Source organism: Glutamicibacter ardleyensis, from assembly GCF_014644555.1.
Taxonomy (GTDB): domain Bacteria; phylum Actinomycetota; class Actinomycetes; order Actinomycetales; family Micrococcaceae; genus Glutamicibacter; species Glutamicibacter bergerei.
The window spans coordinates 546,588-566,616 of record NZ_BMKX01000001.1 but is presented as its reverse complement, the minus strand read 5'-3'; the positions used below and the strand labels follow the sequence as shown (position 1 = coordinate 566,616).

Here is a 20,029-nt window from a genome sequence, read left to right as displayed (position 1 = left end):
GCTATGACTTACACAGTTCAAGCCGTCCGCCGAAGAGATTTCGCATATTCATCTAGTACTTTCAGCACCCGTCGTGCTGCCAAATCCGGTTCCTGCTTCGTCCGGACTTCTCGACCAGCACACCGCGTTCGGTCAGTACACTGAGCGCACGATGGATTGCAGCGTCGCCCAATCCGAGCTGCTCTTTAAGATATCGGGCATTAACTACAGGTTGGGCGATCAAGCGTGGCAGGATCTTCCACGCGGCGGCGCTTGAGCGCAGGCCAACTAGCTTTACAGCGGAGTCATCGAGCTGTGTAGCCAGTGAATCGATCAGATCCTTACCGGTGCTAGCCGCAAAGATTGAGGCATTGATGAAGGTGCGGATGATCGGGGCCGCGTCTCCGGAACGGAATGCTCCCAGCGCTTCAAAATAGCCAGCGGTATCCCGCAGGATTCCGGCGGAGATCGGTGCCGTGGTGTACTGAGAAATTCGTCGGTAACGCAGTATCGAATGGACTAGGGCCCGGCCTGTACGCCCGTTACCGTCCACGAATGGATGGATCGTTTCAAACTGAGCGTGCGCTATTGCTGCTTGGACGATGGCCGGCAAGTCGGTGCGTGAAATGAATGCAACTAGGTCTTCGAGTGCGTCACTAATCAGTTCATGGCTCGGTGCAACAAAGCTGGCTCCGCGGGGCCCGGCATTATCTGTTCCTCCGATCCAGACGAGTCCTTCCCTGAATTTACCCGCTTCGTCTTCCATGCCAATCTGTTGATTCATCAAATTCTGATGCATAGCCAGGATGCTATTCAGACTGATCTGTTGGGCAAGTGCGAGCGCAGATTCCATCGCGTGGACATTGCCAACAACTGTTTGAGCGTTGGCTTTATCGCCTTCATCGATTTCCGCCAGAGCGAGTTGACGCGCTGTCGTGGTGAGCTGCTCTATCTGGCTACTGAAGGAGCTCTCGGTTCGGAGCAAAACGCTGGACATGGCTCTGAGCTCAGTTTTTCATTGCCAAATCGCAGCAGTGAGTAGACGTCAAAATCTTGAAGTGCATGTGTGGCTTCTTCAAGCCCAGCGATCACCAAGGAATCTGGCTGGGGATACCAATTGGCGATATGCGCAGGCAGCGCAGAGAAGTAGGAACCGGTTTGCCGCCGAGCTTCGGGATTGGAGAAGATATGCGGATTTGTGGGTTTCCAGAAATGGTTTTTATACTCCACCAGAGGGAAAGGGAACACAGCTGATGGGTTTTCGGAATCAGCCATGACGTTCCTCCAAAGTGATAGTAAGGACTTTCGTTACTATCACTTTCGGCCCTGTTCGAAGAGCACTCAGGTACCGTTCCGGTAGACGAACCGAACATGACCCGGCGACTTCTAGAAACAAACCATGGGCACGGAATGCGACATAGTTCAGGCGCGTACATCGTATGTACGCGCCTGAACCCCAAAACAGATCACAGCAAAACTATCGGGCCGATCCAGTAAGCGCCCATGCCTTGGTGTCCCTCAAAACCTTTTTCGAGATCTTCCCGGTAGGAGTCTTAGGAATGTCATCCACGAAATAAATATCCTCGGGAATCCACCACTTGGCCACCTTCGCTCCAAGGTGAGTGCGCAGCGCAGCATCGCTTACGCTGGTGTTCATCCGCAGCACCACAAAAGCTACGGGCCGCTCACCCCATTTATTGTCGGGCCGCCCAACCACCGCCGCCTCCAACACGTCCGGATGGCTCATGATGGCGTTTTCCAACTCGACCGAGCCGATCCATTCACCACCTGATTTGATCAGATCTTTGAGCCGGTCCACCACATGAATGCAGCCATCGGGATCAATGACGCCTACATCTCCGGTGCGCAACCAACCATCTTCGGTGAAAGATTCCGAGCCGTCGCAGGAACCAAAGTAGCCTGAGGCGATAGTTGGTCCCGCCACCTGTAGCTCGCCGGTTTCTTTCCCATCATGAACAGCCAAGGTACCATCTGGACGGGCGAGACGAATCTTGATCAACGGGTTCGGATATCCCGGAGCGCACATGGCACTGAGACTGCGCTGGTCAATGTCCTTCGGATCCTGACCGTTGACCAAAGCGGTGCGCGCTGCGGTGAGCGTTGGACTGGCTTCGGTCATGCCCCAGGTCCCCACAATCGGAACCCCGACGGTGGTCAAATATTCTCTTGAAAGTTCCACTGGCAACGCCCCACCGCCGTTGGCGAGACGACGCAAACTTGTTAGTTCCCGCCCGCGCAGATGGGGTAGCAGACTACGCCACACGGTGGTGACCGCGGCCGAGACGGTGACCTGCTCCTGTTCCATCATCTCGGCTAATCTTTCGGGGTCAGAAACTCTGCCCGGTAAGACCAGCGAAGATCCGCTCAACGCCACAGCGTAGGGCAGCCCCCACGCGTTCGCATGAAACATCGGAACAATCGGCATCACCACATCGCTGTGGCCCAGCGCAAAAGAGTCAGCGAACAGGTGGGACATGGCGTGCAAGATAATTGAACGGTGGTCATAGAGCACGCCCTTGGGCCGACCCGTGGTGCCCGAGGTGTAACAAAGTGCGGCGGCCGCCCGTTCGTTCAGCGGTTCAAAGCTCTTTACTTCCTCTTGCCCATCCAACAGCTCCTCGTAATTCACGATGCGGGGGTCTTGTGGAATCTTGACCGTCGGGAGATCATCAATCACCACGATGTGCCGGACCGTGGGCAGCCGTTGGGCTAGCGGCCACAGGACGTCGAGCAATGAGCGGTCAATGAAGATGACGTCATCCTGCGCATCATTGATGATGTATTCGATATCGCCCGGAGCCAGCCGGTGATTAATCGTGTGCAGTACACGTGCCGAACTCGGGACCCCGAAATACAGTTCCAAATGCTCCTGGCTGTTCCAACCGAGCGTGGCCACCCGGGCCGCAACAGGTACTCCCAAGGTATCCAAACCGGCGGCCAGCTTCCTAGCCCGGAGGGCCACCTGCGCAAACGTGGATTCGCGGCGTTCTTGGTAGGGGCCGGTGACCACGGCGCTCGAAGCGAATACACCTTCCAGCTTCTCCACCAGCATGCTAGTAGTCAGCTGGTGCCCCTGCATGAGCCCGAGCATTATCGACCTTCCGTTGGCTGAACGTCCAAAGACTGATCCGGAAGCTGTGCCTGAAGACTCTGCTCACCTCGAAGCTGACGCTCCCGGTCTTCGCGCTTGAGCGCTCGGGCCAGGAAGGGGAGCAGCGCCATGGAGATGACCGAGACCGCAATGACAATGACGAAGCCGGTGGCTGGATCACCGGTCTTGGTCTCCGCGATTCCGAAGAGATACGGCCCGACAAACCCGCCAATGAGCCCAATGGTGTTGATGAACGCCAACCCTGCGGCGGCGACCACGCCGGACATTCGTGCCATCGCCACCGACCAGAACAATGGCAAGGTACCAAAGATGAAGATTGCGCCAATCAGGATGAGCAGCACCCGGATGGGTGCCGAATCGATGAGCATATAGGCTGCCGCGGTAATCAACGTGCCAAGAGCCATGGCCCCAAGCCAGGCAGCTTCGCGCTGCGAACCACGAAACAGTCGCGGCATGATCAGCACGCCGATGGTTGCACCGATGCCCACCGAACCGGAGATCAGCCCGATCACGAAAGGTGTGGAGACATCCATGCTCTCGATAATGGAAGGAATATTGAACACCAAACCGACGCTGCTGATCTGATTGAGGAAGTAAACAAGGGCCAAAAGAACAATAAATGGACGGCCAAACGCTTTACCCAAGTTCCCGCGGATGTGTTTGTCGCTCTCGTCCGGAACCCCGGCATGCGAGATCATGCTGGAGGCTTCTTCGGTGGTTAACCACTTAGCATCCGACGGTTTTGAAGGTAGCTTGAACCACAGCAGCACGCCAATCGCCATGGTGATCAGGCCTTCAACGATGAACATCCACTGCCATCCGTGCAGCCCGGCAATGTCATCCATTTCCATCAACGCACCACCCAGCGGACCGCCAATGATCAACGCGATGGTTGGTGCCAGATAGATGTAACCCATGACGCTGGCACGCTGATGCTGGGCAAACCAGACGGTGACCATGTAGGCCATCGCCGGGAATAGTCCGGCTTCGGCAGCACCGAGGATGAAGCGCAGGATGTAAAACGAATACTCGCCCTGGACGAACATCATCAACACGGTGACCGCACCCCAAGTCAGCGCGATGCGAGTGATCCACGCTCGTGGACCAACCTTGTACATGATCAGGTTGCTCGGAATTTCAAGGAACGCATAACTGATAAAGAAGATGCCTGCACCAAGCCCGTAGGCTGCCGCGCTGAGCCCAATATCGGTCTCGAACTGCGTTTTGGCCATCGACACGTTGGTGCGGTCGATATAGGACATGAAGTAAATCAGGCACAGCAAGGGGATGAGCTTAAGCATCGTTTTACGCGTGGCCCGTGCATGCACGGGGTCGGTACGAAGTGCTGGAGTAGTCATGGTTCCTTGATCCTTCTATGAAAAGTGGAAAATGTGGAATCTGAGTGGAAAGATCACCGCGAGACGGAGATCAGAAAATTTCGAAGAGTGCGGCGGCTCCCATGCCGCCACCTACACACATGGTCACCACGCCGTAGCGTGCGCCGCGTCTGCGACCTTCTAATAACAAGTGCCCGGTGAGCCGAGAGCCTGTCATTCCATAGGGGTGTCCAATGGCAATGGCTCCGCCATTGACGTTGAACTTCTCCGGATCGATACCCAATCGATCACGGCAGTAAATCGTCTGGGATGCGAACGCCTCGTTCAGTTCCCACAGGTCAATGTCTTCTACCTTCAAACCATGGCGAGCGAGCAACTTCGGGACCGCATAGACCGGACCAATGCCCATTTCTCCTGGTTCGCATCCGGCGACGGCCATGCCCCGGTAGGCGCCCAAAGCCTCGATCCCACGTCGTTGGGCTTCGGTAGCTTCCATCAGCACGGTGGCCGAGGCCCCGTCAGAGAGCTGCGATGCATTGCCCGCGGTGATAGTGGACTTTTTTGAGGCTTGCCCATCGTTGAGTACTGGGGACAGATTGGCCAAGGCCTCGAGCGTGCTTCCGGGGCGGTTTCCTTCATCCATGGCAAACGCGCTGTTTGGCCCGAAAGGCAGGATTTCATCCTCGAACAGCCCGGACTGCTGCGCTGCCGCGGTGCGTTGCTGCGAGGTGAGCGCATACATGTCCTGCTCGGCTCTGCTGATGCCATACTTTTCGGCAACTATTTCCGCGGTCTGAAGCATTGAGAAATAAATGGAGGGACGCCGTTCTTGTAGCCAAGGATCGTGTGCACGGTAGCTATTTTGCTGTTCATTTTGAACTAAGGATATTGACTCGACTCCACCGCCTACCGCGATGCTCATCTCGTCGGTGATGATCTGCTTGGCCGCGGTGGCAATGGACATCAGCCCGGAGGCACACTGCCTGTCAATACTCATTGCCGGCACGGTGACCGGGAGGCCCGCACGCAATACCGCCTGGCGGGCGGTATTAAAACCCGTGGTGCCTTCCTGCATGGCGCAACCGAGAATGACGTCTTCTACCTCGCCGCCTTCCACCCCCACCTTGGCTAGTGCACCAGCAATTGCGTGCGACGCCATATGCGGTCCGGTGGTTTCGCTCAGCGAACCCTTATATGCGCGGCCAATGGGGGTTCGTGCGGTGGCGACGATGAGTGCTTCTCTCATAGCAGAGCCCCTCGGGAGTCGCTGCCACTGTCCACCTTGGCGATATAGCGGTGGGTCTGTTCAAAGGCACTTTCGGTCCGCACTGTGCTGGACATGTCGCTGATGCGGTCCCAATTTTCTGCTACGTCCTCCGCGGAGAGATTCTCCATGGGCAGGAAAACTCCCGTGGATTCTTCCATGCGGGCGGTGGCGAAGACTCCCGCGCCAGCAGCCAAGATCGTTTTGGTAGGTGCCTGCGGTGAAACCATGAATACCGCACCGGGGGAGACATGCTCCGGTGCCAGTTTGACCAGGTCCTCGGTTTTAAGAAGGTCTTCGGTCATTTGTGTTGCGGCGGTGGGAGCCAACGCGTTGACTCGGATGTTTTTGCTTTCACCTTCGATGGCCAGCACGTTCATTAGGCCAACCACCGCCGACTTGGCCGTGCCGTAATTGGCCTGACCAAAGTTCCCGTAGATCCCCGAGGCGGAGGTGGTCATGAGGATGCGGCCGTAGCCCTGTGTGAGCATCTGTGACCAGACAGCGTGCGAGCAGTTCACCGAGCCCATGACGTGTACCTCCAAGACCCTACGGAAATCTGCAAGATTTGATTTGCCGAAGGACTTGTCGCGAAGGATCCCCGCATTATTGATGAGGATGTCCACTCGCCCGAAGTCGCTGATGATGCGTGCAACCATTTCTTGGACGGCGGTTTCATCGGAAACATCGCAGTAGGCTACCGCTGCACGTCCACCGGTTGCTTCGATTTCGGCGACAACCAACGCGGCGGCTGTGGGCTGTGTGGATTCGTTTGAATGAGAATCTATGTCGTTCACGATGACGGTTGCGCCGTGTTTTGCAAGTTCTAGAGCATGTGCGCGTCCTAGACCCGTGCCTGCACCGGTCACCAGCGCGACTTGATTTTCAAGGCGTATTGCCATGTTGATGCTCCTCGATTGGACTTCATACTACTGAGTATTATTCATACTACTCGGTATTATCGTAATGAGGATCACATGGATGTCAAGGGGTGCCATGAAGAATACGTAGGATGAGAGTGTGAAGATGTTCAAAGTGGCGACGGAGGATTAATGGCTAAAAGCCCTGAACTGGACATGAGTATCCGCGAGAAAATTCTCGATGCGGCTGCGGCTGCTTTCACTCGCCGTGGCTTCTCCAAGACGACCATGGACGACATAGCGAAGTCTGTTGGTGCCACCAAGGGGCTGATCTACTATCATTTTCCCTCAAAGTTCGACATCTACCTCGGTGGTTATGAACTTGGAATGAACAAAGTCAAGCAAGCAGTTGAGCCAATGGCTGATCAGGGCGGAAGCGGTCTGGAATGTCTTCGGCAGATGTCGATTGCCCATGTGCGGAACTTGATGATTAATCCCAAGTATCACCACCTCATTCATCAGGGTGTTCGTGATCAGGCCTCGGAATCTATGACGGTGCGCCAACGTGAGTCCCTCATGGAGCTCAATCAGTTGCGTAAGGACTATGAGCTCATGTTCCGTGGAATTATTGAAGATGGGGTCGCCGACGGATCACTGCGTGCGGTTGACCCAGTGTTGGCCACAAGAGTTTTGCTCAGTAGCCTGAACGCAGTGGACATGTGGTATCGCGAAATGGATGATCAGTCCGAGGATAAAATTCAGGCTATGGCAGAGGGCGTTGTAGATCTTGTCATTGGTGGGGTCCAAGCGCACTGAGGCTTGCGCGGTGACTGCCTGGAACTGAATCTTCCTTCGTTGTGAAACAATTCGGTTCCATACGCTAAAAGCTCTTGTCAGATCCTAGAATTAACATCATAACGAGCTACTGCTAGCCCGCGCCAAGATGGAGCAAAATGTCGTCGAAATATCGGTACTTCTTGTCCAAGACCCTTACCGCTGTTGCGGTGACGACATTGCTGATCTCTGGCAATACGGTACCGGCTAACGCCGTCGCACCCAACGCTAATATCAGCGTTGCGGTGCCGATTGCAAAGACCAATGTTGCCAAGGTCAAAACCACCGCAAACCTGAACATGCGCTCCGGTTCAAGCACCAAGCATAAGGTGCTGAAAACCGTCCCCCGAGGGAAAACCGTTCCGGTTTCGGCGGTTGCCTCCAACGGCTGGTACAAAGTGACGTATCAAAAGAAGGCTGGCTGGATATCCAACAAGTACGTCAAAGTCGTTGCCAAGCATTCGACCCCCAAATCTCCGTCGCCTAAAAATAACAAGACCAAGAAGGTCAATCTGTGGGTGGCTACAAAATCCACGGTGAATATGCGCAAGGGGGCAAGCACCTCTCACGCGGTAGTGCGCAGCGTTCCAAAACATGCGGCAGCAAAGGCCACCGCGCAAGCATCCAATGGCTGGTACAAAGTGACGTATCAGAAGAAAACCGGCTGGATTTCAAATAAGTACGTACTCACCTGCAGCAAAGGATGCCAGGTAGATACTGGAAGTTACACCACCAATCGTGCCGGACTTAATGATCGGTACTTCACCAAGGCCAACGGTGCGGACCTGTATGCCGCGGCGGGCAAGAGACTTCGTATCGGCGACATTCCGAAAAACTCCGTGGTGTACCGCGACGTGAAATGGGAGAAAGCTGGAGGCCAAGTCGGTGGTTGGTACTACGTGCGCACCCAGGGCATGGACGGCTGGATGAAGGCCTCGGCGCTCACCCGCAAGAACACCGCGGCAACCAAAAACAGCAAGGGCTACACACGCAAGCAGGCGCTCAACCAACCTAACGGCAAGCTCCGCGCATCGATGCTGGTCTCGATTCCCTGGGATCGGGAGAAGACTCTGATTGCGGCACCCGCGGTCAAGGACCTGACCCGGCTGAACTCCGCATTTAAGAAGAAGTTCGGAAAGAACCTCGACATCGACCTTGCCTATCGGACGTTGGATACGCAAAAGTACTACTTCAACGAGTTAGGCCCGTACATCGCGGCGAAACCTGGTACCTCGAATCATGGCTGGGGACTAGCTATCGACGTTCCCGAGTCGTACAACTATTCGTTCAAGGGCAAGTACTACAAATGGCTGAAAGCCCATTCGAAAAAGTACCACTGGGTGCACCGCAAGAACCTCGAAGAATTCCGCTCCAATGGCACCCGCAACCCCTATGCCGAAGCGTGGCACTTTGAGTACACCGGCAAATAGCCGGTAGCAATAAACTCAGGATTCCGTAGGAAGCCTTGGGCCTTCACTGCCTGCCGCGTAATCCTGCAAAGGCACCGAGCCGTCGTCAAAACCACGCTGAATTTCTTCGATGAGCCGCCAGCATTCCTCGGACGCATCTCCGCGCACGCTGAACGTCGCATCGGCATCGAGAATGCCGCGCAATACGTTTCCGTAGGAGGAGAGGATCGGATCCGCCGTATCGGTTTGAGCCGTCACCCGGTTCATTCCTCGCGCATCAAACGGCCCACCAACATTGAGCTCAAACTCAAGTTGCCCGGACTTCAGTAACAGTCGCAGTCGGTCCCCAGGAACTCGGCCGTCATGAGGGAACTGCGGGTATTCGTGGGCTGGCCGGCGGAAATGGATCACCAGTTCCTTGCACGGTTCACCGATCGCCTTGCCAGAACGCAGGGTTACCGGAACGCCGGTCCACCGCCAGCTGTCTACTTCCAGCGTCACCTGCGCGAAGGTCTCGGTATTTTTTTCCGGGTCCACTCCCGGTTCCGAAATGTAGTCCGGGTACTTCTTGCCATTAATTTCTCCGGCGGTGTACCTTCCGCGCACTACACAGCGTGCCGGATCCTCATCCCACAACCGGGTTGAGCGCAGCACGTGCGCGGTCAACGCGGGAAGCTCCACCGCATCGATGCGGGAGGGCGGTTCCATCATCACCAGGGCCATCACCTGAAGCAGGTGGGATTGAATCATGTCGCGCAGCGCACCGCTGGAATCATAAAATCCGGCACGCCCCTCTAACCCCAGAGTTTCGTCGTAGTTGATTTCAATGGATTCAACATGCTCACGGTTCAGCAGGGGCTCTAACATTCGATTGGCGAAGCGCAGCCCGGTAAAGGAATGCACCGAGGGCATATTCAGGAAATGATCCACCCTGAAGGTCTGGGATTCGGGCACCAGCTGGCCGACTAAACGATTCAGTTCCCGTGCGGATTCCAGGTCATGGCCTATGGGCTTTTCAAGGGCCAGGACGAGATCTTCGGGCAGGTTCAGCTCGTTGAGTACTTCCAGGGACTTCATGGTCACTTGGGGTGGCAACGCAAAGTACAGGCACACCGGGGAAGCCAGCTCATCGAGTAGCTTCTGCAGGTCGGTTGCGCTGGTCGCATCACACACCGTGAAGGATGATGTTTTCAGCGCGTAATCTACCGCCGGGCCGCTGGCCTGAACCGTGCCGAACGCGGCAGCTACCGTTTGTTCCCATGCTTCATCGGCTTGTCTGTCCGCACCGATGACGGTGACTTGACGTTCGGGCTGGGCTGTCAGCAAAGTAGCCAGGCCGGGTAAAAGCAGTCTTGAGGTGAGATCTCCGGTCGCGCCGAGAATGACAAGGTTCTTGATGCTGTCCATATGCGCACCCTACTCCTTGCCGTGGCGGATCTGTACCCTTTTATTGAACCGCGCATGCTGTTTGAATGAACCTATGGAAAGCTCCGAACCAGGTACACGTTCCACACCGCTTGAAGACTATGCGCTGCTCTCCGATTTACGCACCGGCCCGCTGGTGTCTCGTGACGGAAGCATTGATTGGCTATGTTTCCCGCGGTTTGATTCGCCTTCGGTCTTTGCAGCGCTAATTGGCACCGAAGACGACGGCAGGTGGCGGCTCTGGGCGCCGGGCGGACAGGTAGTGTCCCGCCGCTACCTGCCGCGGACCTTTGTGCTGGAAACTATTTGGCGCACCAAAACCGGAACCGCGCAAGTACTGGACTTCCTTCCGCCGCGCTCACAACAGGCAGATGTGCTGCGCAAGGTCAGTGTTCTCGAAGGCCAGGTGAACATCGCGCATGACCTGCGTATCCGATTCGATTACAACCGGTCCAAGCCATGGACCCGCAAGATTACCCTCGGCGACGGGACAACCACCGGGCTACTCTCCGTCGCCGGACCCGACTCACTGCTGCTGACCGGGCCACAACTTCACCCAGACGTGCCCGAGAATGAAGATCAGAGTTCCTCGGCCGAACATCCTGGCCCCAACCGGCCCGACGACTACAGCGGTGCAGCCTCCGGCAACCTCACCGGAGAATTCACGCTGACTGCCGGAGAGTCCCAGACCTGGGCATTAAGCTGGTTCCGGTCCCATCTTCCGGCTCCGACACCGCTGGATCCAGAAGAAGCCTTGGAAAGGACCATTAACTACTGGCATCAATGGTCCTCCAAGGTGCAGGTTCGTGACCGGTATGACGAGATGTCACTGCGTTCATTAATGGTGCTCAGGGCTCTGACGGACCATGAGACCGGTGGCCTCGTCGCCGCCCCGACCACCTCGTTGCCCGAGGAGTTCGGCGGGCAGCGCAACTGGGATTACCGGTACACCTGGCTGCGTGATGCCTCGTTGACCATTAATACCCTGGTGACTCACGACTTCACCGAAGGTGCCTTGCATTGGCGGGACTGGCTGCTGCGCGCGGTCGCCGGAGATCCCGATGACTTACAGATCATGTACGGCATTGCCGGGGAACGGGTACTGACCGAATTTGAGCTGGACCACCTGGCCGGGTATGCAGATTCAAAACCTGTGCGTATTGGCAACGGCGCCTACGGGCAGTACCAAGCCGATGTGGTCGGAGAGGTGATGCTAGCGCTGGCAAAACTGCGGGACGCCGGACACGACGAAGATGACTATTCGTGGGCCCTGCAGCAGAACATGCTCACATTCCTCGAACGGAATATGGAACGTAAGGGCCATGGAATCTGGGAAATGCGGGGCGAATCCGATTATTTCACCCACGGGCGGGCCATGATGTTTGCGGCCTTTGACCAAGGGATCAAGGCAATAGAAAAGCATGGGCTGAGCGGACCGATAGAGTCCTGGAGAAAGCTGCGCGAGCAATTGCGTGAAGAGATTTTCCAGCAGGGTTATAACGTGGAACTGAATTCTTTTACACAGGCTTATTCGAACACCGAAGTTGATGCCTCCTTGCTGCAACTGCCCAATACCGGTCTCATCGACCCACAAGATCCACGCATGCTGGGCACCGTGAAACGTATTGAAAAGGAGCTATTAGATGATGCCGGACTGCTGTTGCGGTATCGGACCCAAGCCGGCAAAGACGGGCTGCCCGGCGGCGAATACTCGTTCTTGATGTGTTCCTTCTGGCTGGTAGAACAATACGCCCGCTCGGACCGGCTCGCAGAAGCCAAAAAATTGTTGGACCGCCTCTCCCACTTCGCGACAGATCTGGGACTTTTTGCGGAAGAATACGATTCTGCCGGAGGACGCTTGGCCGGGAACTTTCCCCAGGCCTTCAGTCATCTCGGCTTTGTGCGCGCGGTGGATGCGGTGGAAGGGGTCCTGCCCGAAACCGGAAGATAGCCATTTTCTTTGTGCTTTGTCGGGCATAACCGCATGAGCAATCACGGGAAACCAGCCTGTTATCCACTAACGTTAGCCGAGTGAATGTACTTGCCCGTGCGCAGAAGTCTGCGAATAAAACCAATAATTCAGCAGCTCCCACGGTGCAGTCCAATGGATCTTCCATGGGGTTCCGCCCAGAACTTCAAGGGCTGCGCGCCATTGCGGTACTTCTGGTCATATTTCATCACCTGCGACCCGGTGCGCTCAGCGGCGGTTTTATCGGCGTCGACATCTTCTTTGTCATCTCCGGTTACCTGATCACCGCGCATCTCTATCGCGAATTACTGGGTACCGGGAAAATCTCTTTGCTGAGCTTCTGGGCCAGACGCATCCGCCGGCTTTTGCCGCTGGCCTTTACCGTGCTCCTCGCGACGGCCTTGCTGGTTTATCTGTGGATCCCCACCACCGAGCACGGAACAATGTTCAAGCATCTTGCAGCCGCCGGACTCTATGTGGAGAACTGGGCACTGGTCTCGGACGCTACCGACTACGCGGCGGCGGGACAGATGGCGACCGCGGTCCAGCACTATTGGTCCTTGTCGGTTGAAGAGCAGTTCTACCTTTGCTGGCCATTACTGCTGTTGGCCGGCGCCTGGCTTATCCCGAAGATTTTCCCGCGGAAACATACTTCCGGTGCCGAACAGCGAGGCGGGTACTCGGTCCACCGCATCATGCTGATCACCATCAGCATCATCGCGGTACTGAGTTTTGTTTACGGTTTATGGATCACCGCGGCGAACCCAGCTGGCGCTTATTTTGATACCGCGGCGCGAGCCTGGCAGTTTGCCGTCGGAGGGTTGGTGGCGCTTCTATGCATCAACCGAGGTGTCCGTGGTTGGGCCGGAATGCTGCTGGGCTGGGCTGGATTGGCAACACTGCTCATTGGTGCGCTGATGATTCCCACGCTGACCAGGTTCCCCGGAACCATGGCGTTGGTACCCACACTGGGAACTGCAGCCGTCCTCGCTGCTGCCAACGTTAGCCATGGGTTTGGGCGTTGGTTTTCACACGGTACCTGGCTCTCTCTTGCTCCGGCACGCTGGCTTGGTGACATCAGCTACGGCGCGTACCTGTGGCACTGGCCGCTGATTATCGTGGCACCCTTTGTGCTGAACACCGAGCCGAAGTGGTATCACGAGGCAGGAATCTTCGCGCTGACCCTCCTGCTGGCATGGCTGTCGCAACTCTTGATTGAAAACCCGCTACGTTTTGGTTCACTGCTCAAACCGGTAAAGAACGCATTGATTTTTGCACTGGCTGGAATGCTCATTATTGCCGGTGTTAGTTGGGCAGGAACCGCTGCCTCGGCGCAAAGCGCCAACCTGCCCCGAATGAGCCAAGATGATCCTTGTTATGGAGCCCGCACATTGCTGGATCCGGTGAACTGTCAGCCGGTGGAATCGGATTTTGCCCCATATCCTTCGGCGGTCGCAGTATCCCAACAGGTCCGGGCACCTTTGTTCCCAGGATGCGAGACCGACACTCTCGAGGTGGGGGATAAGAACTGCCTGCTGGGAGACACCGAGAATCCCAAGCTCCGTGTTGCTGTCGTGGGGGACTCACACGCCACCGCGTGGCTTCCGGCCCTAGAGGTTCTGGCCAAAAAGCGTCATTGGCAGCTTGAAACTCATATCCGTTCGGGTTGTTCTCCTTCGCTGGCTGCCTTGAAGCAGGCCGAACAGCTCAGTGGCCAAGCCGAGCGTTTGTGCACCGATTCAATTCGGGCGCTGGGCCCACAACTAGCCAATGATGAAACTCTGGATGCCGTGATCGTGGCGGCTCAAGGCAATAAGCGCCAGTGGGTTTCCTCGCCCGGTTACGAATTTTCAGATCCCAAAACCGAAGGATTCACCAGCCTCTGGAAGTCGTGGACCGAAAAAGGCAAAAAAGTCGCGGTCATTCAGGAGGTCCCTCGGCTCGGCAACAAGAACGTGCCCACCTGCGTGGCTACGAACCCCGAAGATCCACAGGCCTGCTCCGTAACTCGCGACAAGGGCCTCTCCATCCGGCATAACTTGAAGAAGGCCCTGGACAGTAAAACTGCCCCGGAAGGTATCGTTCACGCAGACCTCACGAACAGCATCTGCTCCGATGAGCGTTGCTTCGCGGTCCTCGGCTCGCTGATCACCTACTATGATCAGTCGCATCTCTCCCATGACTTTGCGCGCTCCTTGGCACCAGAACTTGGAAAACAGCTAGCTAAAGATCCGTTCTTCGCGGCCAGCTGATAGATAGCGGGCGCGAAGTCCGACAGCCTTGGGCCCGCCCAGTCGGCGCGGCACCTGGTTATTTGGGTTCTTGCATTTCCTCGGGCCAGCAGACGATGCCGTCGCGTCTAGTTCGAGGTGCTCAGAGCGGTGCTCCCACGGTAAGCGACCAGTCCGCCGTCGACGCGGATATCAGTGCCGTTGACCCATTCGGACTGCGGCGAAAGAAGGTAGGCAATTGCGCTCGCAATATCCTGTGGGCTGGCGAAGCGTCCGAGCAATTCCGCTGCCGAGTTCACCTTGTCCGTTCCGTGGTCTTTCTTGAAGTCCGCCAGAATCGGAGTTTCAACCGGTCCGGGGCTGACCGAATTGACCCGCACCTGCTGCGGTAAGAGCTCCGCGCAAAGCTGCTCGGTCATGGCGCGCACGCAATGCTTGGAGAAGAGGTACGAGTTCTCAGCGATGTCGGTGTCCGCGAGTACCAGGTCCAGCGCGGCCTCTTGGTCTGCAGCCATGGCGAAGGAAGCGTAGGCGGCGGCGTTGACCCGCCAGTTGAAGGCCACCGAGGAGGCGAGGTTCACCACGGTGGCACCGGCGGTGAAGTGCTCGGCCAGCGCACGTGTGAGCTCGCGGACCGCGAAGACATTAACCGAGAGCACCACTCGGGCCGGTGCAGTGCCGGGGACTCCGGCAATATTGGCCAGCCCGCGTAGACCCTGCGGGGCCAAAGCGATGACCTTAGCTGCGGCTTCGCTAACCCCTTGCTTCGTGGACAGGTCCGCCTGGACGAACTCGCCGGGGAAGTCCTCCGGCGTCGTGCGGTCGATGCCGATCAAGGCGTATCCCTGGGATGACAAAAGCTGGGCCGTAGCGGCTCCAATGCCCGAGGCAACCCCGGTGATAGCCAATGGCAGTGCCGATGCGCTCATGAAAGTTGTGCTCCTCAAAAAATCCTTGGATGGGCTGGTAACCCGGGTTTCTCTTCCCATAGTGCGCCACGAGAAGGTGGCGCAGGACACTACTTTCCGTTCAATGGAAAGGTAGTGAGTTGATTAGCAGTTTTCCATCCAAGCTGGACAATATCAACTGCTTTGAAGGAAGGAACCGCAATGACCTCGTCTGCATATGACGTCCTCGACCCGGCGACCTTAGATGTCGTCGGACATGCCCCGGAACACACCGAAGCGGACGTGCAGCATGCGGTCCAGGTCGCTCAGGGGGCGGCCCGGAACTGGGCCTTGGACCGCGAGGCGCGCCGCCACGCCATGCGCCAAGTCGCGCAGCTCATCCGCAACGATGCGCCCCGCCTGGGCCGGATTCTCTCTCTTGAGCAGGGCAAGGTGCTGACCGAGGCCATCGGTGAATTCCAGGTGGCTGCATCCCTTTTCGATTATTATGCGGACCTTGACTGGGATTTGAGCGAGACGCTTCCGGAACGCGCGGGCCGGCAGCTGGAAGTCCAATACCGCCCGGTGGGCCTGGTCGGCACCATCACCCCGTGGAACTTCCCGATCTCCCTGCTGTGCGTTAAGCTTGCTCCCGCGCTGGCTGCCGGCTGCACCGTTATTTCCAAGCCTTCGGCCACCACCCCTCTGTCCACTATCGCATTGGTGGAAGTGATGAACACGGTGCTGCCGGCCGGCGTCGTGCAAACCCGCACCAGTAGCCGTCGCACCGTGAACGTAGCCTTGGCTGGACATGCAGACGTGCGCAAGATTTCTTTCACCGGATCCACCGAGGTCGGAACCTCCGTGGCCGCCACCGCCGCGCAGTCAGTCAAGCGGGTCACCCTTGAGCTGGGCGGCAATGACGCGGCCGTGGTGCTCGATGACGCGGACCTGGAATTTACCGCACGCGGCATCGTGGGTAGCGCCTTCCGTAATGCGGGGCAGGTCTGCATGGCCGTCAAGCGCGTTTACGTGCCGCGCCACCGGGCCGCGGAACTGACCGAAGCCATTGCCGCCGAGGCCCAAGCGCTGGTGCTCGGGCATGGTGTTGGGCCCGGAACTAGCATGGGCCCGATGCACAACGCCAAGCAGCGCGAGATCGTGCGCGAATTGGTCGGCTCCGCGGTCGGCGCCGGCGCGCGCATCGCCACCGGTGGCGGCATTGGCTGCGATTTGCCCGGCTATTTCATGGAGCCCACCGTCATTGCCGACGCGACCCCGGGTATGTCCCTGGTGGACGACGAACAATTTGGCAGCGCCCTGCCCATCGTCGCCTACGACCACCTCGACGAGTTGCTTCCGCACGTCAACTCGGGCCCCTACGGCCTGGGCGCCTCGGTCTGGTCCCCGGATCTGGACCACGCCCGTGAGGTGGCGTTTGAGTTAGAAGCCGGCACCGTGTGGATCAACCAGCACACCGTGGTGGAACTGGATGCGCCGTTCGGTGGCTGGAAGGCCTCGGGCACCGGACGCGAACGCGGGCGCTGGGGGCTTGAAGAGTACCTCGAACCGCGCACAATCAACCTGCGACACCACGCCTGAGCCGAGAATGGGATTCCCAGAGGACGAGAGCATGAACCAGAATTTCCAGACAGAACTGATCACCTTGGGCACCGCGGCCGGCCCGGCCATCCGCGGCAAGGAAAACGGAATGGCCAGCGCGGTGGTTGTGGGCGGACGGCACTACCTGGTCGACTTCGGCCTGGGCTGCGTGCGCGCCGCGCATGAGGCCGGGCTGCGCGGTAAGGACATGGCCGCAGCCTTCATCACCCACCTGCATTCGGACCACGTGGGCGAGTTGCCCGCGTACCTGATGTGGAATTGGGGCAAGCCGGTGGAGGGTTTCACCTCTCCGGTGCGCTTCCTGGGCCCGGGACGCGATCCGCACCACCCGCGCGGCAACCAGCTCTCCGGCACCCGAGACATGATCGAGCACACCCTGCAGGCTTTCTCCTATGATCTGGACATCCGTGTTAATGACGAGGGCCGTCCGGTGATGGATGGCTTGCTGGAAGTCGAGAACATCGCTATCCCGCAAGCCGGTGGCGACGAACCCTTTATGGTCTACCAGGACGAGCGGGTCACCGTCAGCGCTGTGCTCGTGGAGCACCCTCCGGTCTACCCGGCCTTCGCCTTCCGCTTTGATACCGCGGACGGATCTGTCACCTTCTCCGGTGACACTGCCGAGTGTGAGGCATTGGTGCGCCTAGCCCGGGGCACCGACATTCTGGTCCATGAGGCGGTCAATCTAGAATTCTTCGCTTCTCGCGGGTTCGACGAATCTTTCCTAAACCACCAGGCCAAATCCCATAGCTCGCCCGAAGGCGCGGGCCGGGTGGCCCAAGCTTGCGGCGCCAAGCAACTGGTGCTCTCGCATCTGGCCGGTGTGGCCACGGCCGATGAATGGCGCACCCGCGCGGAATCCACCTTCGATGGTCCTGTCCAAGTGGCCACCAGTGGACAGCGTTTCGTGGTGGAGCGCGCCGCATCTCAGATCGTGGCCTAGCCGCACACGAATAACCACAAGGGGAGGACGCCTGGCAGATGCCGGTGTCCTCCCCTTGTGCTATGTCCGCACGTTACGGAATTCGGACCCAGACATACGTGTATGGTTCATTCGGAATACGATGGTTGTTTTGGTTTTTCTCACTGGATAGACAGGCAGGCCGGCTGGCTATTTGGGTAGTAAGTAGTGCCATCTGATCACTGCCCAGTGAAGTGCCTACTATGCGTCGTCGTATCTTCTTTGGTCTGGCCGCACGGTACGTCGTGGCGGCTGCGCTCAGCCCCGGCATTCGCACAGAATGCCGGAAGCACCGCCCAACCCGAATTCCGACTCTCGGAAAACAGCGGGGCCGTCGCCATGTGCAATGCCTGACGCCAAATAGATACTCGGCAGCTGGCTCTTGGTGGAGCCGAGTTCGATCGGCGATACCATCGACAGTCCGGACCGGACGGTGATCGCTCCCATGTACTACGAAGTGGTCAGTCGTATCACTCCCAGTTTGTGGAAATAACGCAGGTGACGAACTATCGGCTGGTGCATCGTTTGTTCTCCAACGCACTGTCCCGCCACGGCCCGGCCAATTCTAGGTGCCAGCTTCCCTGCTACTTGTAGGCATTGGTTTTGGTCTCGGAACGGGGCATGCGAAAAGGGTGGCCTGCCAATTGGCAGACCACCCTTTTGCGCGAAGTGCGCGCTATCGGCTCTCCGGGCTCAGATATCGAGGCCCAGACGCTTGCGGTCACGCTGCTGGTTGATGCCTAGACAGGCCAACACTCCCATGGCCACCAGCATGCCGCCGGTCAGCAGGAACGCGTTCTCGTAGCCGATGGCTGGAGTGGCGGCATTCTCCACGAGTAGTCCCACGACCATCGGGGCGAAGAGCCCGCCGGCGGTCAGGCAGGCGTTGGAGATCTGCAGCAACGCGCCGCGCTGGCCGATGCTCGTGGTTTCCGCAACTACTAGGTAGGTCAGCGCGAACAGCGCCGGTGCGGTGCCGAAGCCGAAGGTGAAGAACACTAGAGCCGCGGTGGAGCTGCTGGCTAGCGTGCCCAGTAGTACCATGATGCCTGCGAACAGGGTCGAGCCGCCGAGCACCAGTCCACGTGAGACACGGGTGGTCAGCCCGCGGTTGCCCAGGAACTGGGTGAACCAGCTCAGGCCGACCGTGGCGATCGCGCCCCAGATGGCTGGGAGGGCGATCATCGACCCCGCTTCGCGGGTCGAGGTGCCGACCACGGTTTCGAAGTAGGCCGGCAGCCAGGTCATAGCCACGGTGAAGGTCCAGTACCCCAGGAAGGAGCACAGTACCGCGAGGATCCAGGTCGGGGTGGCGAAGGACTTGACGTAGCGAATGGTGCGATCCGCCGCCGCGACGGCCGCGGTACTTCCCTGATCGGCGGTCCCTTCGATGGCGTGCTCGGCCTGCACCGAGGTGTAGGGGCCTTCCTTGCCGATGAACAGCCACAGCACCGACCAGACCACGCCGAGCACCGCGAGGAAGACGAAGGTCGACTTCCAGCCGAATTCCGCGGCCACCCAGGCGATGACCGGGGCGAAGGCGACGATGCCTAGGGTCACGCCGGCGGAGGCCAGAGCGGCCGGGGTGGCCGAGCGCTTTGCCGGGAACCACTTGTACACCGCGTGCATGGTGATTGGGGCCAGCGGGCCTTCGCCCGCGCCCAGCAGCAGGCGGCTGATCCATAGCGCGGGCAATGACGCGAAGAGGAATACCGGTACTTGGGCCACGGACCAGATCAGGCACAGCACCAGCAGGATCCATTTGGCCTTGACCTTGTTGGCGATGGGTGCGGCGACGAACTGGGCGATGCCAAAGAGCATGAATACCGCGGAGCCGAGAAGGCCGAACTGCGCCGGGCTGATGCCCAGATCCTTCATGATCGGCACGGCGACGATGCCCAAGATGGCCTTGTCAGCCCAGCTGACCATCATCAAGATGAGCAGCATAACCGTGACGGTCCACCCGTAGGCGGTGCGCTTGCGCGAAGTCCAGGCGGCCGGGTTCTGCTTGGTCTCAGCCGGCGGCACCATCGGTGCCTTGGTGGTGTAAGCCATGGGGTTCCCCTTGTGGGTGGAATTGTGGGACGCCTTGCGGGCGACGGGCCGTTTTTAGGGTT

General features: G+C 58.3%; 15 protein-coding genes. 6 read left to right on the top strand and 9 right to left on the bottom strand.

The window, feature by feature from the left end; all coding sequences use genetic code 11:
* Positions 1-61: 61 nt before the first annotated feature.
* The 6 genes from IEX04_RS18670 to IEX04_RS02580 form a co-directional block, all read right to left on the bottom strand.
* Complete coding sequence (locus IEX04_RS18670) at positions 62-763, bottom strand: Fic family protein (protein ID WP_229676963.1); 702 nt, start codon at positions 761-763, stop codon at positions 62-64.
* A 164-nt stretch (positions 764-927) separates the two neighbouring features.
* Positions 928-1,254, bottom strand: a complete 327-nt coding sequence (locus IEX04_RS18665) for a hypothetical protein (protein WP_229676962.1) — start codon at positions 1,252-1,254, stop codon at positions 928-930.
* A gap of 202 nt (positions 1,255-1,456) precedes the next feature.
* On the bottom strand, positions 1,457-3,091 hold the full coding sequence (locus IEX04_RS02595) for a long-chain fatty acid--CoA ligase (protein ID WP_188683465.1): 1,635 nt from the start codon (positions 3,089-3,091) through the stop codon (positions 1,457-1,459).
* Entirely contained in the window at positions 3,091-4,470 is a 1,380-nt protein-coding gene (locus IEX04_RS02590; protein WP_229676961.1) for an MFS transporter, read from the bottom strand. The genes IEX04_RS02595 and IEX04_RS02590 overlap by 1 nt, the downstream gene beginning before the upstream one ends.
* Positions 4,471-4,540: 70 nt before the next feature.
* Entirely contained in the window at positions 4,541-5,695 is a 1,155-nt protein-coding gene (locus tag IEX04_RS02585) for an acetyl-CoA C-acyltransferase (RefSeq protein WP_188683463.1), read from the bottom strand.
* Positions 5,692-6,615 carry an SDR family NAD(P)-dependent oxidoreductase gene (locus IEX04_RS02580; RefSeq protein ID WP_188683461.1) on the bottom strand — a complete coding sequence of 308 codons (924 nt, stop codon included), beginning with the start codon at positions 6,613-6,615 and terminating at the stop codon, positions 5,692-5,694. The genes IEX04_RS02585 and IEX04_RS02580 overlap by 4 nt, the downstream gene beginning before the upstream one ends.
* Positions 6,616-6,765: 150 nt before the next feature.
* On the opposite strand from IEX04_RS02580, the gene IEX04_RS02575 reads away from it, so the two are divergent.
* Both IEX04_RS02575 and IEX04_RS02570 read left to right on the top strand, forming a co-directional pair.
* A complete protein-coding gene (locus tag IEX04_RS02575) occupies positions 6,766-7,389 on the top strand; it encodes a TetR/AcrR family transcriptional regulator (RefSeq protein WP_188683459.1) in 624 nt (207 codons plus the stop codon).
* Between the two features lie 137 nt (positions 7,390-7,526).
* Positions 7,527-8,837 carry an SH3 domain-containing protein gene (locus tag IEX04_RS02570; protein ID WP_188683457.1) on the top strand — a complete coding sequence of 437 codons (1,311 nt, stop codon included), beginning with the start codon at positions 7,527-7,529 and terminating at the stop codon, positions 8,835-8,837.
* A 15-nt stretch (positions 8,838-8,852) separates the two neighbouring features.
* On the opposite strand, the gene IEX04_RS02565 is transcribed toward IEX04_RS02570, so the two are convergent.
* Positions 8,853-10,223, bottom strand: coding sequence for a glucose-6-phosphate dehydrogenase (locus IEX04_RS02565; protein WP_096255874.1), 1,371 nt, complete (start codon positions 10,221-10,223; stop codon positions 8,853-8,855).
* Between the two features lie 73 nt (positions 10,224-10,296).
* Between IEX04_RS02565 and IEX04_RS02560 the strand changes: the two genes are divergently transcribed.
* Both IEX04_RS02560 and IEX04_RS02555 read left to right on the top strand, forming a co-directional pair.
* Positions 10,297-12,192 (top strand): glycoside hydrolase family 15 protein, encoded by a 1,896-nt coding sequence (locus IEX04_RS02560; protein ID WP_229676960.1) that lies wholly within the window; start codon positions 10,297-10,299, stop codon positions 12,190-12,192.
* An 80-nt stretch (positions 12,193-12,272) separates the two neighbouring features.
* Positions 12,273-14,462 carry an acyltransferase family protein gene (locus tag IEX04_RS02555; RefSeq protein WP_188683453.1) on the top strand — a complete coding sequence of 730 codons (2,190 nt, stop codon included), beginning with the start codon at positions 12,273-12,275 and terminating at the stop codon, positions 14,460-14,462.
* A 107-nt stretch (positions 14,463-14,569) separates the two neighbouring features.
* Here the strand turns inward: IEX04_RS02555 and IEX04_RS02550 are convergent, their stop codons facing one another.
* Positions 14,570-15,370, bottom strand: a complete 801-nt coding sequence (locus IEX04_RS02550) for an SDR family oxidoreductase (RefSeq protein ID WP_188683451.1) — start codon at positions 15,368-15,370, stop codon at positions 14,570-14,572.
* Positions 15,371-15,550: 180 nt separating this feature from the next.
* Here IEX04_RS02550 and IEX04_RS02545 point away from each other — a divergent pair, with 180 nt between their 5' ends.
* Together IEX04_RS02545 and IEX04_RS02540 are read left to right on the top strand one after the other, a co-directional pair.
* Positions 15,551-16,930, top strand: a complete 1,380-nt coding sequence (locus IEX04_RS02545) for an aldehyde dehydrogenase family protein (RefSeq protein ID WP_188683449.1) — start codon at positions 15,551-15,553, stop codon at positions 16,928-16,930.
* Positions 16,931-16,961: 31 nt separating this feature from the next.
* Positions 16,962-17,894, top strand: a complete 933-nt coding sequence (locus IEX04_RS02540; protein WP_229676959.1) for an MBL fold metallo-hydrolase — start codon at positions 16,962-16,964, stop codon at positions 17,892-17,894.
* Positions 17,895-18,605: 711 nt separating this feature from the next.
* Here the strand turns inward: IEX04_RS02540 and IEX04_RS02535 are convergent.
* Positions 18,606-19,967: an MFS transporter gene (locus IEX04_RS02535; RefSeq protein WP_188683445.1), complete on the bottom strand. Its 1,362-nt coding sequence runs from the start codon at positions 19,965-19,967 to the stop codon at positions 18,606-18,608.
* Between the last annotated feature and the right edge of the window lie 62 nt (positions 19,968-20,029).